Source organism: Streptomyces sp. NPDC043952 (genome assembly GCF_056435325.1).
In genome coordinates this window covers 61,199-73,749 of the sequence record NZ_JBWKES010000032.1, presented here as the reverse complement: position 1 = coordinate 73,749, position 12,551 = coordinate 61,199, and the positions used below count along the sequence as shown (strand labels likewise).

Below are 12,551 nucleotides of genomic sequence, written 5' to 3'. Positions count from 1 at the left end.
CACGTCCCGATCGTGATGACCGGAGACGGGGTATCAACATATCTGGCGTTGACTTTTGGCACGCTGTTGAGTTCTCAAGGAACGGTCGCTTCCTTTGTACTCACCCTCTCGGGCTTTCCTCCGGGCTTCCCTTCGTGTTTCCGACTCTATCAGACCTTCGCGATCCGATTTCCTCGGTGCTTTCCAGGTTCCCGCTCTCGCGTTTCCCTTTCCGGCGGTTCCGACTTTATCAGAAGTTCTTGGCCGGTCTGACCGGCCGCTCATTTCTGAGTAATCGGGAGGATGCTTCTTTTGAATGTCGATAGCGACTTCGTGGAAGCCAGTAGAGTCTAGCGATCGCCTACCGGACGTGTCCAGTTCTAGGCAACTGTTTGAATCTACCTCCCCACGCGACCCGTGTCAACGGCTCCCGTGGGCGAAGAGGAGACTAGCAGCTCAGGAGGGCCGGACGCACATCAGGCGGCGGTGGGCACGGAGGAACTGCGGTCCGCCGCGTCGAGATCACCCGTCTCGCCCTCACGTACCGCGCGGCCCCCGAGGACGTAGACGTACGTCAGGAATGCCACCTCGGCCACGATGCCGATGCCGATGCGGGCCCAGGTGGGCAGGCCGGACGGCGTCACGAAGCCTTCGATGGCGCCGGAGACGAACAGGACCAGGGCGAGGCCGATCGCCATGCCCACCGCGGCCCGTCCCTCCTCCGCGAGCGCGGCGCGCCGGGTGCGGGGGCCGGGGTCGATGACGGTCCAGCCCAGGCGAAGTCCCGTACCGGCCGCGACGAAGACGGCGGTCAGTTCCAGCAGGCCGTGCGGCAGGACCAGGCCGAGGAAGGTGTCGAGGCGGCCGGCGGAGGACATCAGGCCGAAGCCGGCACCGAGGTTGAGCATGTTCTCGAAGAGGATCCACAGGACCGGCAGGCCCAGGAAGACGCCCAGGACCAGGCACATCGCGGCCGCCTCGGCGTTGTTCGTCCACACCTGAGCGGCGAAGGAGGCCGCCGGATGGCTGGAGTAGTAGGTCTCGTACTCACCGCCGGGGCGGGTCATCTGGCGCAGCTGACCGGGGGCCGCGATGGAGGACTGCACCTCCGGGTGCGCGCCGATCCACCAGCCCAGCAGGATCGCGACGGCCGTGGAGACGAGCGCCGTGGGGACCCACCAGCGGCGCGCGCGATAGACGGCGGCCGGGAAGCCTCGGGTCAGGAAGCGGGTCACATCGCGCCAGGACGCGGTGCGGGCACCGGTGACGGCACTGCGCGCGCGGGCGACGAGTTGGCTGAGCCGCCCGGTGAGCTGCGGGTCGGGGGCGCTGGACTGGATGAGCGAGAGGTGGGTCGCGGTGCGCTGGTAGAGGCTGACGAGTTCGTCGGCCTCGGCGCCGTTCAGGCGGCGTCGGCGGCGGAGCAGGGCGTCGAGGCGGTCCCATTCGGCTCGGTGTGCGGAGACGAAGACGTCCAGGTCCATCGGGTCTGCCTGCTCCTCGGCCGGTCGCCGACTGCTCGTCGTCGATGATCGTGTTTGCTGTCAGCTTGTCGCACTGGCGCGCAATGCGCCCACAGCTTGGCAGACTTGCCGCCCACGGGGCGGACCAGGAGAAGGACGGGGTGAGCGTGAGCGAGCTGGTGACCGGCGAGGCGGTGGCCCTTGAACTGCTGCCGGCGAAATTCCCGAGCAGGGCGTTGGCCGTACTGCTCGACCTGGCGGCGGCGGTGACCGCGTATGTCGCGGTCACCGTGCTGCTCGTGGTGACGACGTCCTCCCTGGACAGTGCCGCGCAAACGGCGCTGGCGATCGCGACGTTCCTGCTGGTGCCGATCGGCGTGCCGATCGCGGTGGAGACGCTGAGCCACGGCCGTTCGCTCGGGAAGATGGCGCTGGGGCTTCGGGTGGTGCGGGACGACGGCGGGCCGATCCGCTTCCGGCACGCGCTGGTACGGGGTGCGATCGGTGTGATCGAGATTCTCATGACGTTCGGCACGATCGCGTCCATCGCGTCGCTGGTCTCGGCGCGCGGGCGGCGGCTCGGGGACGTGTTCGCGGGGACCCTCGTCGTGCGGGAACGGATTCCGGTGGGGCGGACCGGTCTCGTCCCGCCTCCGCCGCCGCACCTCGCGCAGCGGTTCGCCGGCCTCGACCTGTCGGCCGTGCCGGACGGGCTGTGGCTGGCCGTACGGCAGTACCTGACGCGGATGCAGCAGCTGGATCCCGGTGTGTCCTGGGAGATGGCGCGGCGGCTCGCCGGTGAGCTCGCGGCGCGCACGGGGGCTCCGCTGCCCGCCGATCTTCCTCCTGCCGTCTTCCTGGCCGCCGTGGTGCACGAGCGGCAGTCGCGGGAGTCCCGGCAGGCGCGGCGGCCGTTCGGCGCGGGCGGTTCCGTGGCGGGAGATGCCCCGCGCGCGGCCGGGGGTGACGCGTCGGGTGCCGGGTCGGCTGCGGAGCCCGGTGGTTGGTCCGTGTATCGGGCCCCGGCGCCCGCCCAGCCGGAGGCGTCCGCCGTGCCGAGTGTGCCGTCGGCCGCGCCTTCCCGGCAGGAGCCGCCGGGTGAGCGGCCGGCCACCGGGTTCGCGCCGCCCGCGTAAGGGCGACTGCGCTCACCGCGGAGTACGGCCGGGCCCCAACCCCGCCCGCGCGGACGCCGGTGGACAGTTGAGCCGGCGGGCCGGGCAGCGCCCTTCCCTCGCCCGCGCGAGACGCCCCTTCACGCCCCGCCAGCCCCGCTGCTCAGCGGAACGTCGACGGCGGTGACTCCAGGTCCTCCAGCTCGATTCCGGGCGCGGCCAGCACCACGTCGCCGGCGATGTGGACGGTGTGCTGTTCACCCGTGTCCAGGGCGCTGACCTGGTATTCGTCCACGGTCAGGGGGCCGTTGTCAGTGGCGTGTGCTTCGCTGTTCACCAGTGCCCAGGACTGGTCCACGGTGCGGGGGGCGAGGACCGGGTCCGTGAGGGCGACAAGTCGTACGCGGGTCGCGGAGGAGGGGGTGAGGCGCAGGAGACGAGCGGTGGCGACGAGGAACGCGGGGGACGTGCCGGTGAAGGCGTGGGCGCGCACATTGCCTTCGGTGGCATGGGTCCCGGTGGGGTCCGTGCGGACCCAGGTGACGCCGTCGAGGGCGGCACCGCGCACCTGCCAGCCGCCCGCGTGGAGTTCGAGGCGGATGGGACGGCCGAGGTCGTCCAGGGCGAGGTCGACCGAGCCGCTCTGGTCGCCGGCGGGGGTCGTCAGCCGGGAGACATAGCGCCAGCCGGACGGGCCGGGGGCGCACTGGAAGTGTTCTTCGCCGAGGGGGGTGTGATCGTGTGGATCGTGGAGCGAATAGCGGCCGCGGGGCATGGGGGTCCTGGGTTGTGACGGGCTCGGGGCGTCGCCGCGGTACGTCGGTCCGGGGGCGTGAGCGCCGGACGGGTGCGTGAAGGCCGGACCGGAGACCGGACCGGCCAAAGGGGCAGGCCCCCGGCACGGGGGTGCGGGGGCCTGCCTCTGCGGACCTGGCCGAGACGCGGTGACGCGGCTCGGGGGCGGTCAGTAGCGGTAGTGGTCGGGCTTGTACGGGCCCTCGACCTCGACGCCGATGTACGCGGCCTGCTCCGGGCGCAGCGTGGTCAGCTTGACGCCGAGGGCGTCGAGGTGGAGGCGGGCGACCTTCTCGTCCAGGTGCTTGGGCAGCGTGTACACGCCGGTCGGGTACCGGTCGGGCTTGGTGAACAGCTCGATCTGCGCCAGCGTCTGGTCCGCGAAGGAGTTCGACATCACGAACGACGGGTGCCCGGTCGCGTTGCCCAGGTTCAGCAGCCGGCCCTCGGACAGCACGATGATCACCTTGCCGTCCGGGAACGTCCAGGTGTGGACCTGCGGCTTGACCTCGTCCTTCACGATGCCCGGAATCCTCGCCAGGCCGGCCATGTCGATCTCGTTGTCGAAGTGACCGATGTTCCCCACGATCGCCTGGTGCTTCATCCTGGCCATGTCCGAGGCCATGATGATGTCCTTGTTGCCCGTCGTGGTGACGAAGATGTCGGCGGTCTCGACGACCTCGTCCAGCGTCGTGACCTGGTAACCGTCCATCGCCGCCTGGAGCGCGCAGATCGGGTCGATCTCCGTGACGATCACACGCGCACCCTGACCGCGCAACGACTCCGCACAGCCCTTGCCCACGTCGCCGTAACCGCAGACGACGGCGGTCTTGCCGCCGATCAGCACGTCGGTGGCGCGGTTGATGCCGTCGATCAGGGAGTGCCGGCAGCCGTACTTGTTGTCGAACTTCGACTTCGTCACCGCGTCGTTGACATTGATCGCCGGGAACAGCAGCACACCGTCACGCTGCATCTCGTACAGCCGGTGCACACCCGTCGTGGTCTCCTCCGTCACCCCGCGGATCTCGGAGGCCAGCTGGGTCCACTTCTGCGAACCGTCCGTGATGGTGCGGTGCAGCAGTTCGAGGATGACGCGGTGCTCGTCGGACTCGGCGGTCTCCAGGCCGGGGACCTTGCCGTCCTTTTCGTACTCGACGCCCTTGTGGACGAGGAGGGTGGCGTCGCCGCCGTCGTCCAGGATCATGTTCGGCCCGCCGGTGGGGCTGTCCGGCCAGGTCAGGGCCTGCTCGGTGCACCACCAGTACTCATCCAGGGTCTCGCCCTTCCAGGCGAAGACCGGGACGCCCTGGGGGTTGTCCGGGGTGCCGTTCGGACCGACGGCGATGGCGGCGGCGGCGTGGTCCTGGGTGGAGAAGATGTTGCAGGAGGCCCAGCGGACGCGGGCGCCGAGGGCGACCAGGGTCTCGATCAGCACGGCGGTCTGCACGGTCATGTGCAGGGAGCCGGTGATCCGGGCGCCGGCCAGCGGCCGGCTCCCGGCGTACTCCTTGCGGATCGCCATCAGGCCGGGCATCTCGTGCTCGGCGAGGGTGATCTCCTTGCGGCCGAACTCGGCCAGCGAGAGATCGGCGACCTTGAAGTCCTGTCGGTTGTCGACAGTCGTCATGACGAGCTGCTCCTCGGAATCGGGGCGAGGGTGGGTACGGCTGATCTGCGCGGCGGCGGACATACGGATGCCCGGAAAGAGGACATGGGCATGCCCACGTGCGCGCAGCGCAGTCCGTCGGAGGCCCTCTCTCCCTCGGACGGTCCGTGGTGGGACCGCCCGACCGCCATCAGCAGCGACGTCTGGCTCCGTCCCAAGCTACACCGGACCGCCCGCTCGCCCACAGTCCGCGTCCGCATGGTTCAAGCCGTATCCAAGAGCGCGGTGCGGTCCGGGGCGGGGTGGGCGGGGCCGGGTCAGTGGCCGCCGGCGTGCGGGTTCGGGCCGCCGGGGGTCGCCGCCGGGTCGGGTCCCTTGGCGGCCTCGGCCTCGCTGTAGATGTCGGGTTCGAGGTAAATCACACGGGCGATGGGGACGGCGGTGCGGATGCGGTCCTCGGCGGCGTCGATGGCGGCGGCGACCTCGGCGGCGGTGTCGTCGTGCCGTACCGCGATCTTGGCGGCGACCAGCAGTTCCTCGGGGCCGAGGTGGAGGGTGCGCATGTGGATGATGCGGGTGACCGAGGCGCCGTCGACGGTCGCGTCCTCGATCTTCTTGATCACGTCGAGGCCGGCCGCCTCGCCCAGCAGCAGCGACTTGGTCTCGGCGGCCAGGACCAGGGCGATGCAGACGAGGAGGACACCGATGCAGACGGTGCCGACGCCGTCCCAGACGCCGTCGCCGGTGAGCAGGGAGAGGCCGACGCCGCCGAGGGCGAGGACGAGACCGATGAGCGCGCCGAAGTCCTCCAGCAGGACGACGGGCAGCTCGGGGGCCTTGGCGCGGCGGATGAACTGCGACCAGGACAGCGAGCCGCGCAGCTCCTTGGACTCCTTGATGGCGGTGCGGAAGGAGAAGCCCTCGGCGAGGATCGCGAAGACGAGGACGGCCACCGGCCAGTACCAGTTCTCCAGGGCGTGCGGGTGGGAGATCTTCTCGTAGCCCTCGTAGATGGCGAACATGCCGCCGACGGAGAAGAGGACGATCGAGACGAGGAAGGCGTAGATGTACCGCTCGCGGCCGTAGCCGAAGGGGTGCTGCGGGGTGGCCTCGCGCTGGGCCTTCTTCCCGCCGACGAGCAGCAGGAACTGGTTGCCGGAGTCGGCGAGCGAGTGGACGCCCTCGGCGAGCATCGAGGAGGAGCCGCTGAAGGCGAACGCCACGAACTTCGATGCCGCGATCGCGAGGTTGGCGCCGAGTGCCGCCACGATCGCCCTGGTACCGCCTGACGCGCTCATGTGTCCGCGTTGTCCCTTCGGTCTCTGCCCGCTCTGCGCCTTTGCCCGGCCTTTGCCGGTGGGCCATTGTCGCAGCCCGGCCGGGCCCCGGCACGTCAGGTATCCACAGCCCCGGTCATACGGTCCGTCAAACGCGCACGGTGGCGCGGAAGACCGTACCCGCGCCCGAGATCTCGGCCTTCTCGCCGGCCGGGACGAACACCGAGTGTCCGGGGCCCAGTTCGTGCTCGCCCGCGCGGACGGAGCCGGCCGTGCAGAGCAGGATCTGCGGGGTGTTCCGGGTGAGGTCGTGGGCGGTGCCGCCCTCGGCCAGGACGTACCGGGAGAGCCGGAACTCGTCGATCGGTGTCTCGTAGACCTCCTCGCCGTCCGGGGCGGCCTCGGGCCGCAGCACGCCGGGGTCGCCCGCCTCGAAGCGGACGACGCGCAGGAGTTCGGGCACGTCGACGTGTTTGGGCGTCAGACCGCAGCGAAGGACGTTGTCGGAGTTGGCCATGATCTCGACGCCCAGGCCGTCGAGATAGGCGTGCGGGACGCCGGCGCCCAGGAACAGCGCCTCGCCGGGCTGGAGGCGGACATGGTTGAGCAGCATGGCCGCGATGACGCCGGGGTCGCCGGGGAAGTGGTGGGCGAGGCCGGCGTACGGGGCGTAGTCGCCGCCCAGGCGGGCGCAGGCGGCGGTGGCCTCGGTGACGGTGCGGGCCATGTCGTCGCGGTCCGCGCCGAGGATCGCGGTGAGGACCTCGCGCAGGGCCGCCTCCTCGGGGTGGGCGCCCAGGAGATCGACGTACGGCTTGAGGGAGTCGACGCCGAGACCGGCGAGCAGGTCGGCGGCGCGGGCCGGGTCGCGGAAGCCGCACAGGCCGTCGAACTCGGTAAGGGCGCAGATCAGTTCGGGCTTGTGGTTGGCGTCCTTGTAGTTGCGGTGCGGCGCGTCGATCGGGACGCCTTTGCGCTCCTCGTCGCCGTAACCCTCCCTGGCCTGGTCCAGATCGGGGTGCACCTGGAGGGACAGGGGTGCGCCGGCGGCGAGGATCTTCAGCAGGAAGGGCAGGTGCGGGCCGAACCTGGCCACCGTCTCCTTGCCCAGTTCCCGCTCCGGGTCGGCGTCGATCACCTCGGCAAGGGTGCCGCGCGGGGTGCGCGACGGGGCGCCGGGGTGGGCGCCCATCCACATCTCCGCCTGGGGTTCGCCGGTCGGCTCGACGCCGAGGAGGTGCGGGATGGCGGTGGGGGAACCCCAGGCGTAGGGGCGGACGGTGTTGTCGAGGCGGTCCATGTGTCTTCTCTGTCTTCCGTGCGTGCGCTGCTCGGCCGGCGGGGCTCGCGCGGGGCGCGGTGCCGGTGTGCGGGCCGTGGAAGGGCGGGCCCGTGGCCGGTGCGGACCGGCCCGTAGCCAGATCAGGCCCCGGAAGCGAGCGCCAGGTAAACGGCGGCGAAATCCGTGACGGCGATCAGTTCCGCGAGGGTCTCCAGTTCGCCGCCCTCCTCGGGTTCGAGTTCGCTGATCGGCGTGTCGTGGCTGAGGGCCAGGTCACGGGCGGCGGGGGCGGCGGTGAGGCCGCCGCTCGGGCGGTCGCGCAGCAGCACCACGCGCGCGTGCAGCGCGGGCGCCTCCTCCACGCGGTCGCGGAAGAAGTCGTCCGGGTCGGCGCTGGCGGCGAGGGGGCCGGCCAGCAGGGCGCCGTGCGCGGCGAGCGCCTCGGGCAGTTCGGCGACGACGGCGGGGCGGCCGGCGAGTTCGGCGAGGGCGGCGGCGAAGCGGCGGCCCGCGGGGCCCGCGGAGGTGCCCTCGGTCCACACCACGGGGAGCGCGTCGGCGAGTTCGGCGGCGAGGGTCTTGGCGGGGTTGCTGTAGGCGGCGATGGCGGGGCCGCAGCGTTCGGCGATCCGGTCGAGGCGGTCGGCGACCTTCTCCAGGGCCTCGGGCGGGGCGGAGAGCAGGCCGATGCGGTCCAGAAGGGCGAGCAGCGGGGTCAGCAGGGCCCAGAAGACGCCGGGCGAGGACGCGGCGAGCGGTTCGTCCTGGTCGTACGGTGCCGTCGCCATCGGGACGAACAGCCCGTGGGTGCCGCCGACGGACTCGGCGAGGGGGGTGCCGGCCGGGGCGACGGCGACGACGGTGAGGCCGCGGCGGTACGCCTGGTCGGCGAGGAGGGCGAGGCTGGGTTCGGTGCCGTCCGGGGTGGTGATCAGGAGCAGGTCGACCGAGCCCGCCCAGCCGGGGAGTTCCCAGCGCAGGGCGCCCGCGGCGGGGGCGACGCCGGTGGGGGCGAGGCGGACCACGGGGCTGCCGGGGCCCGCCAGGGTGCCGAGGAGGTCGGCGGTGTGGGTGGCGGCGGCGCCGGGCCCGGCGATCAGTACGGCGCGGGGGCGGCCGTCGGGTTTGAGGTTGCCGACGCCGGCCTCGGCGGCATGCCGGGCGGCGGTGCGCACGCGGGCGCCGGCCTCGGCGGCACCGCGCAGCAGGCCCCGGCGGTCGGCCTCGGCGAGGCCCTCCGGGCTGTCGAGCAGCGATTCGTCCAGCATGGGCGGCAGCCTCCGATGGCCGGGGGTGGCTACGACGTCTAAGACCCTACGGGGTGTGGGGGCCTTGGACGGTACGGCGGTGTCCTCGACGGTACGACGGGTCGGGCCGCGTCACTCGGGGCGGCGGGCCTCGTCCACGAGGAGGACCGGGATGCCGTCGCGGACCGGGTAGGCGAGACCGCAGTCCTGGCCGGTGCAGATCAGCTCGGCGTCCTGCTCCTTGAGGGGGGCGTGGCAGGCCGGGCAGGCGAGGATCTCCAGGAGGCCGGCTTCGAGCGGCATGGGGTGTGTCCCTTCGGGGGCGGGGTTTCTCGGACCGCTGGTCAGCGTACCGCGGGGGTGCGGGCGGGGCGGGGCCTTGCCCACCCACCCGCCCGACTCGGTTGGCCGAGGGGTGGAGGTAGGGGCCCCGCGGGCCGGGGTGATCAGGGCGGCTTCCGTCACGTCCCGGCTTTGCCCACCCACCCGCCCGAACCGGTTGGCCGAGGGGTGGAGGCACGGGCCCTGCGGGCCGGGGTGGAGGTGGCGGGGTGGGGACAGACAGCCGGGGGGTCGGAGGGCCGCAGTGGTGGGGCTGGGGCCCGGTGGCCGGCAGGAGGCAGACAGCCAGGCAGGAGGGCCGCGGTAGTGGGACCGAGGCCCGGAGGCCGGACAGGAGACAGACAGCCGCGGGGAAGGGCCGCAGTGGTGAGACCGGGGCCCGGCGGCCGGGCAGAAGGCAGACAGCCGGGGGAAGGGCCGCGGTAGTGGGGCTGGGGCCCGGTGGGCGGGCAGGAGACAAGCAGCCGGAGGGAGGGCCGCAGTGGTGAGACCGGGGCCCGGCGGCCAGGCGGGAGACAGACAGCCAGGCAGGAGGGCAGCGGTGGTGGGACCGGGGCCCGGCGGGCGGGCGCGAGCCGGGATGGTGGGATTCGGCCCCCTGATGTGGCCCCGGCTCTCGGCTCTCTCCCCCGGCCCCACCCCACCTCGCCCGGCAGGGAAGCCGGGCGGGGGGCGGGACGGGGATGTCACGCCCTGATGATGGCCAGCGCCTCGTCGCGGATCTTGGTCATCGTGGGCTCGTCCTTCGCCTCGGCGTTCAGGCGGAGGAGGGGCTCGGTGTTGGAGGGGCGGACGTTGAACCACCAGTCGGGGGCGGAGACGGTGAGGCCGTCGAGGTCGTCCAGGGTGACGCCGGCCCGCCCCTCGTACGCGGCGCGGATCGCGGCGAGGCGGCCGGACTGGTCGGCGACGGTGGAGTTGATCTCGCCGGAGCCCGCGTAGCGGTCGTACTGGGCGACGAGCGAGGACAGCGGGCCCTCCTGGCCGCCGAGGGCGGCGAGGACGTGCAGGGCGGCCAGCATGCCGGTGTCGGCGTTCCAGAAGTCCTTGAAGTAGTAGTGCGCGGAGTGCTCGCCGCCGAAGATCGCGCCGGTGCGGGCCATCTCGGCCTTGATGAAGGAGTGGCCGACGCGGGTGCGGACCGGGGTGCCGCCGTTCTCGCGGACGACCTCGGGGACCGTGCGGGAGGTGATCAGGTTGTGGATGATCATGCCTTCGCCGCCGTTGCGCGCCAGCTCGCGCGCGGCGACCAGGGCGGTGATCGCGGACGGGGAGACCGGGTCGCCGTTCTCGTCCACGACGAAGCAGCGGTCGGCGTCGCCGTCGAAGGCGATGCCCAGGTCCGCGCCCTCGGCCGGGACGCGCTTCTGGAGGTCCACGAGGTTGGCCGGGTCGAGCGGGTTGGCCTCGTGGTTCGGGAAGGTGCCGTCCAGTTCGAAGTACATCGGCACGAGGGTCAGGGGCAGGCCGGCGAAGACCGTGGGCACCGTGTGGCCGCCCATGCCGTTGCCCGCGTCGACCACGACCTTCAGGGGGCGGATCGCGCGCAGGTCGACCAGCGAGCGCAGGTGCGCCGCGTAGTCCTCCAGCGTCTCGCGCGAGCTGAGGGTGCCCGGCTCCGCGGCCGGTTCCGGGGCGCCCGACTCCAGCCATTCCTCGACCAGTTCGCGGATCTGCGCGAGACCGGTGTCCTGGCCGACCGGGGCGGCGCCGGCGCGGCACATCTTGATGCCGTTGTACTGGGCCGGGTTGTGCGAGGCGGTGAACATCGCGCCGGGCAGGTCCAGCGCGCCGGAGGCGTAGTAGAGCTGATCGGTGGAGCACAGGCCGATCTCGGTCACGTCCACGCCGCGGTCCGCCGCGCCGCGCGCGAAGGCGCGGGACAGACCGGGGGACGAGGGCCGCATGTCGTGGCCGACGACGATCGCCGACGCGCCCGTCACCTGCGCGAAGGCGGCGCCGAAGAGTCCGGCCAGTGTTTCGTCCCACTGGTCCGGGACCACTCCGCGTACGTCGTACGCCTTCACGATCTGCGACAGATCAGCAGTCACGGCCAACCCTCCTGAAAGTTCTCTGGCCCCCACAAACTACCCGTTCGCGGTAAGGGGGAGGTGTGCGGACACCTGGGGCGCGCGTCCTCCGGGAGGAACCCGGAAGCACCGGGAGGAGTGGCGGGGCGGGTGGCGCTCCGGGACGACCCCTACGGGGGAGCGTCCGTCATCCCCCCGCGGACGCCGGTCAGTTGTCGGGGGAGCGCAGGACCCGCAGATGGCCGCGGCGGGCCACCTCCATGGGGTCCGCGGCGCGGGCCCCGCCGCCTGCCCCGGCCGCGCGTTCCTGGGGGCGGGCGGCCTCGCGCACGGCGTTGGCGAGCGCCTCCAGGTCGTCGCCGCTGGGCCGGGCGGGGGCGGAGCCGTCGAGGAGACGGACGACCTCCCAGCCGCGCGGGGCGGTGAGGCGCTCGGAGTGCTCGGCGCACAGGTCGTAGCAGTGGGGTTCGGCGTAGGTGGCGAGCGGGCCGAGGACCGCGGTCGAGTCGGCGTAGACGTACGTCAGCGTCGCGACGGCGGGTCGGCCGCAGGCGGTGCGCGAACAGCGACGTACAGGGCTCACGACGTTGGACGGTACCGCACTCTTGAGCGGGCCGCGACGACTCTCCACCAGGTCACTCCCCCGTGTCGTGCTGTGAGACGCCCCACATACCCCTGGAAACAGGCCCTGTTGAGCCGCAGAGAGGGGGGTTTCGGGGTGCTCGGGTGGGACTGTTTCCGGTCATGAGTCAGTACAAACACGGTCAATTGCCTTGTGTTCTGGGGACTTGAAGGGTTCGTGGACGGTTGCCGAAATGCGCCGGGGCTTGGCCGGAACGGTCGTCCCGCGACAGGAAAGCGGCAGAACGCGGCGGGAAGTCGCCGGTGGCCGGTTGGCGCGTGCGACCGGGCGGGCGGGGCGGCCGGGGACTACGCTTCACCAGTGATGGACAACCGTGTACCGCCCCGAGCCGCAGGCCCCGGACCCCGTCGCCGTGATCGTCACGGGCGGGGCATGCGGGGGCCGATCGCACCGCCGCAGGTGCCGTTGGCGGCGAGCCGGGCGGAGGTGTTCGACGATCTCGTGCAGGACTCCGTGGAGCGGCTGGAGCGGCGGTGGCCGCAGCTCGCCGAGGTGGAGTTCCTGGTGCTGGAGGTGCCTCGCCTCGAAGGGCAGGAGTCGGTCGCCCTGTGGGGGGACGAGGCGGTGCCGCTCGGGGGGATCGTGCCGGCGCGGCAGGGGCGGCGGGCGCGGGTCGTGGTGTACCGGCGGCCGGTGGAGATCCGGTCGAAGGGGCGGGACGAGCGGGCGGCGCTCGTCCACGAAGTGGTCGTGGAGCAGGTCGCGGAGCTGCTGGGGCTGACGCCGGAGACGGTGGATCCGCGGTACGGGGAGGATTAGGCCCCGCCGCCCG

11 protein-coding genes are annotated in these 12,551 nt (G+C 72.2%); 2 read left to right on the top strand and 9 right to left on the bottom strand.

Features of this window, described 5'->3' with window-relative positions:
• Window positions 1–455 precede the first annotated feature (455 nt).
• Complete coding sequence (locus AC069R_RS27475) at window positions 456–1,463, bottom strand: stage II sporulation protein M (RefSeq protein ID WP_478769474.1); 1,008 nt, start codon at window positions 1,461–1,463, stop codon at window positions 456–458.
• A 146-nt stretch (window positions 1,464–1,609) separates the two neighbouring features.
• Between AC069R_RS27475 and AC069R_RS27470 the strand changes: the two genes are divergently transcribed.
• The gene (locus AC069R_RS27470) at window positions 1,610–2,578 is read left to right on the top strand and encodes an RDD family protein (protein ID WP_478769473.1); all 969 of its coding nucleotides are present in this window, start codon (window positions 1,610–1,612) and stop codon (window positions 2,576–2,578) included.
• 142 nt (window positions 2,579–2,720) lie between these two features.
• Here the strand turns inward: AC069R_RS27470 and AC069R_RS27465 are convergent, their stop codons facing one another.
• From AC069R_RS27465 to AC069R_RS27430, 8 genes are all read right to left on the bottom strand, one after another.
• Window positions 2,721–3,332: a hypothetical protein gene (locus AC069R_RS27465; RefSeq protein ID WP_478769472.1), complete on the bottom strand. Its 612-nt coding sequence runs from the start codon at window positions 3,330–3,332 to the stop codon at window positions 2,721–2,723.
• Window positions 3,333–3,521: 189 nt separating this feature from the next.
• A complete protein-coding gene (ahcY, locus tag AC069R_RS27460) occupies window positions 3,522–4,979 on the bottom strand; it encodes an adenosylhomocysteinase (protein ID WP_478769471.1) in 1,458 nt (485 codons plus the stop codon).
• Window positions 4,980–5,275: 296 nt separating this feature from the next.
• A complete protein-coding gene (locus AC069R_RS27455; RefSeq protein ID WP_478769470.1) occupies window positions 5,276–6,256 on the bottom strand; it encodes a cation diffusion facilitator family transporter in 981 nt (326 codons plus the stop codon).
• Window positions 6,257–6,383: 127 nt separating this feature from the next.
• Window positions 6,384–7,535 (bottom strand): mannose-6-phosphate isomerase, class I, encoded by a 1,152-nt coding sequence (manA, locus tag AC069R_RS27450; protein ID WP_478769469.1) that lies wholly within the window; start codon window positions 7,533–7,535, stop codon window positions 6,384–6,386.
• A 122-nt stretch (window positions 7,536–7,657) separates the two neighbouring features.
• Window positions 7,658–8,785 carry an SIS domain-containing protein gene (locus AC069R_RS27445; RefSeq protein WP_478769468.1) on the bottom strand — a complete coding sequence of 376 codons (1,128 nt, stop codon included), beginning with the start codon at window positions 8,783–8,785 and terminating at the stop codon, window positions 7,658–7,660.
• 111 nt (window positions 8,786–8,896) lie between these two features.
• Window positions 8,897–9,067 (bottom strand): Trm112 family protein, encoded by a 171-nt coding sequence (locus tag AC069R_RS27440; protein ID WP_007450268.1) that lies wholly within the window; start codon window positions 9,065–9,067, stop codon window positions 8,897–8,899.
• 725 nt (window positions 9,068–9,792) lie between these two features.
• Complete coding sequence (locus tag AC069R_RS27435) at window positions 9,793–11,157, bottom strand: phosphomannomutase/phosphoglucomutase (protein ID WP_478769467.1); 1,365 nt, start codon at window positions 11,155–11,157, stop codon at window positions 9,793–9,795.
• A gap of 187 nt (window positions 11,158–11,344) precedes the next feature.
• Window positions 11,345–11,767 carry a DUF3499 family protein gene (locus tag AC069R_RS27430; RefSeq protein ID WP_186287702.1) on the bottom strand — a complete coding sequence of 141 codons (423 nt, stop codon included), beginning with the start codon at window positions 11,765–11,767 and terminating at the stop codon, window positions 11,345–11,347.
• A gap of 315 nt (window positions 11,768–12,082) precedes the next feature.
• Here AC069R_RS27430 and AC069R_RS27425 point away from each other — a divergent pair, with 315 nt between their 5' ends.
• Window positions 12,083–12,538, top strand: coding sequence for a metallopeptidase family protein (locus AC069R_RS27425; protein ID WP_478769480.1), 456 nt, complete (start codon window positions 12,083–12,085; stop codon window positions 12,536–12,538).
• Window positions 12,539–12,551 lie beyond the last annotated feature (13 nt).

What these genes read in the sequence shown, in the direction of transcription:
- AC069R_RS27475 (WP_478769474.1), bottom strand. Translation starts at nt 1,463, where the DNA reads ATGGACCTGGACGTCTTCGTCTCCGCACACCGAGCCGAATGGGACCGC.
- AC069R_RS27465 (WP_478769472.1), bottom strand. Translation starts at nt 3,332, where the DNA reads ATGCCCCGCGGCCGCTATTCGCTCCACGATCCACACGATCACACCCCC.
- ahcY (WP_478769471.1), bottom strand. Translation starts at nt 4,979, where the DNA reads ATGACGACTGTCGACAACCGACAGGACTTCAAGGTCGCCGATCTCTCG.
- AC069R_RS27455 (WP_478769470.1), bottom strand. Translation starts at nt 6,256, where the DNA reads ATGAGCGCGTCAGGCGGTACCAGGGCGATCGTGGCGGCACTCGGCGCC.
- manA (WP_478769469.1), bottom strand. Translation starts at nt 7,535, where the DNA reads ATGGACCGCCTCGACAACACCGTCCGCCCCTACGCCTGGGGTTCCCCC.
- AC069R_RS27445 (WP_478769468.1), bottom strand. Translation starts at nt 8,785, where the DNA reads ATGCTGGACGAATCGCTGCTCGACAGCCCGGAGGGCCTCGCCGAGGCC.
- AC069R_RS27440 (WP_007450268.1), bottom strand. Translation starts at nt 9,067, where the DNA reads ATGCCGCTCGAAGCCGGCCTCCTGGAGATCCTCGCCTGCCCGGCCTGC.
- AC069R_RS27425 (WP_478769480.1), top strand. Translation starts at nt 12,083, where the DNA reads ATGGACAACCGTGTACCGCCCCGAGCCGCAGGCCCCGGACCCCGTCGC.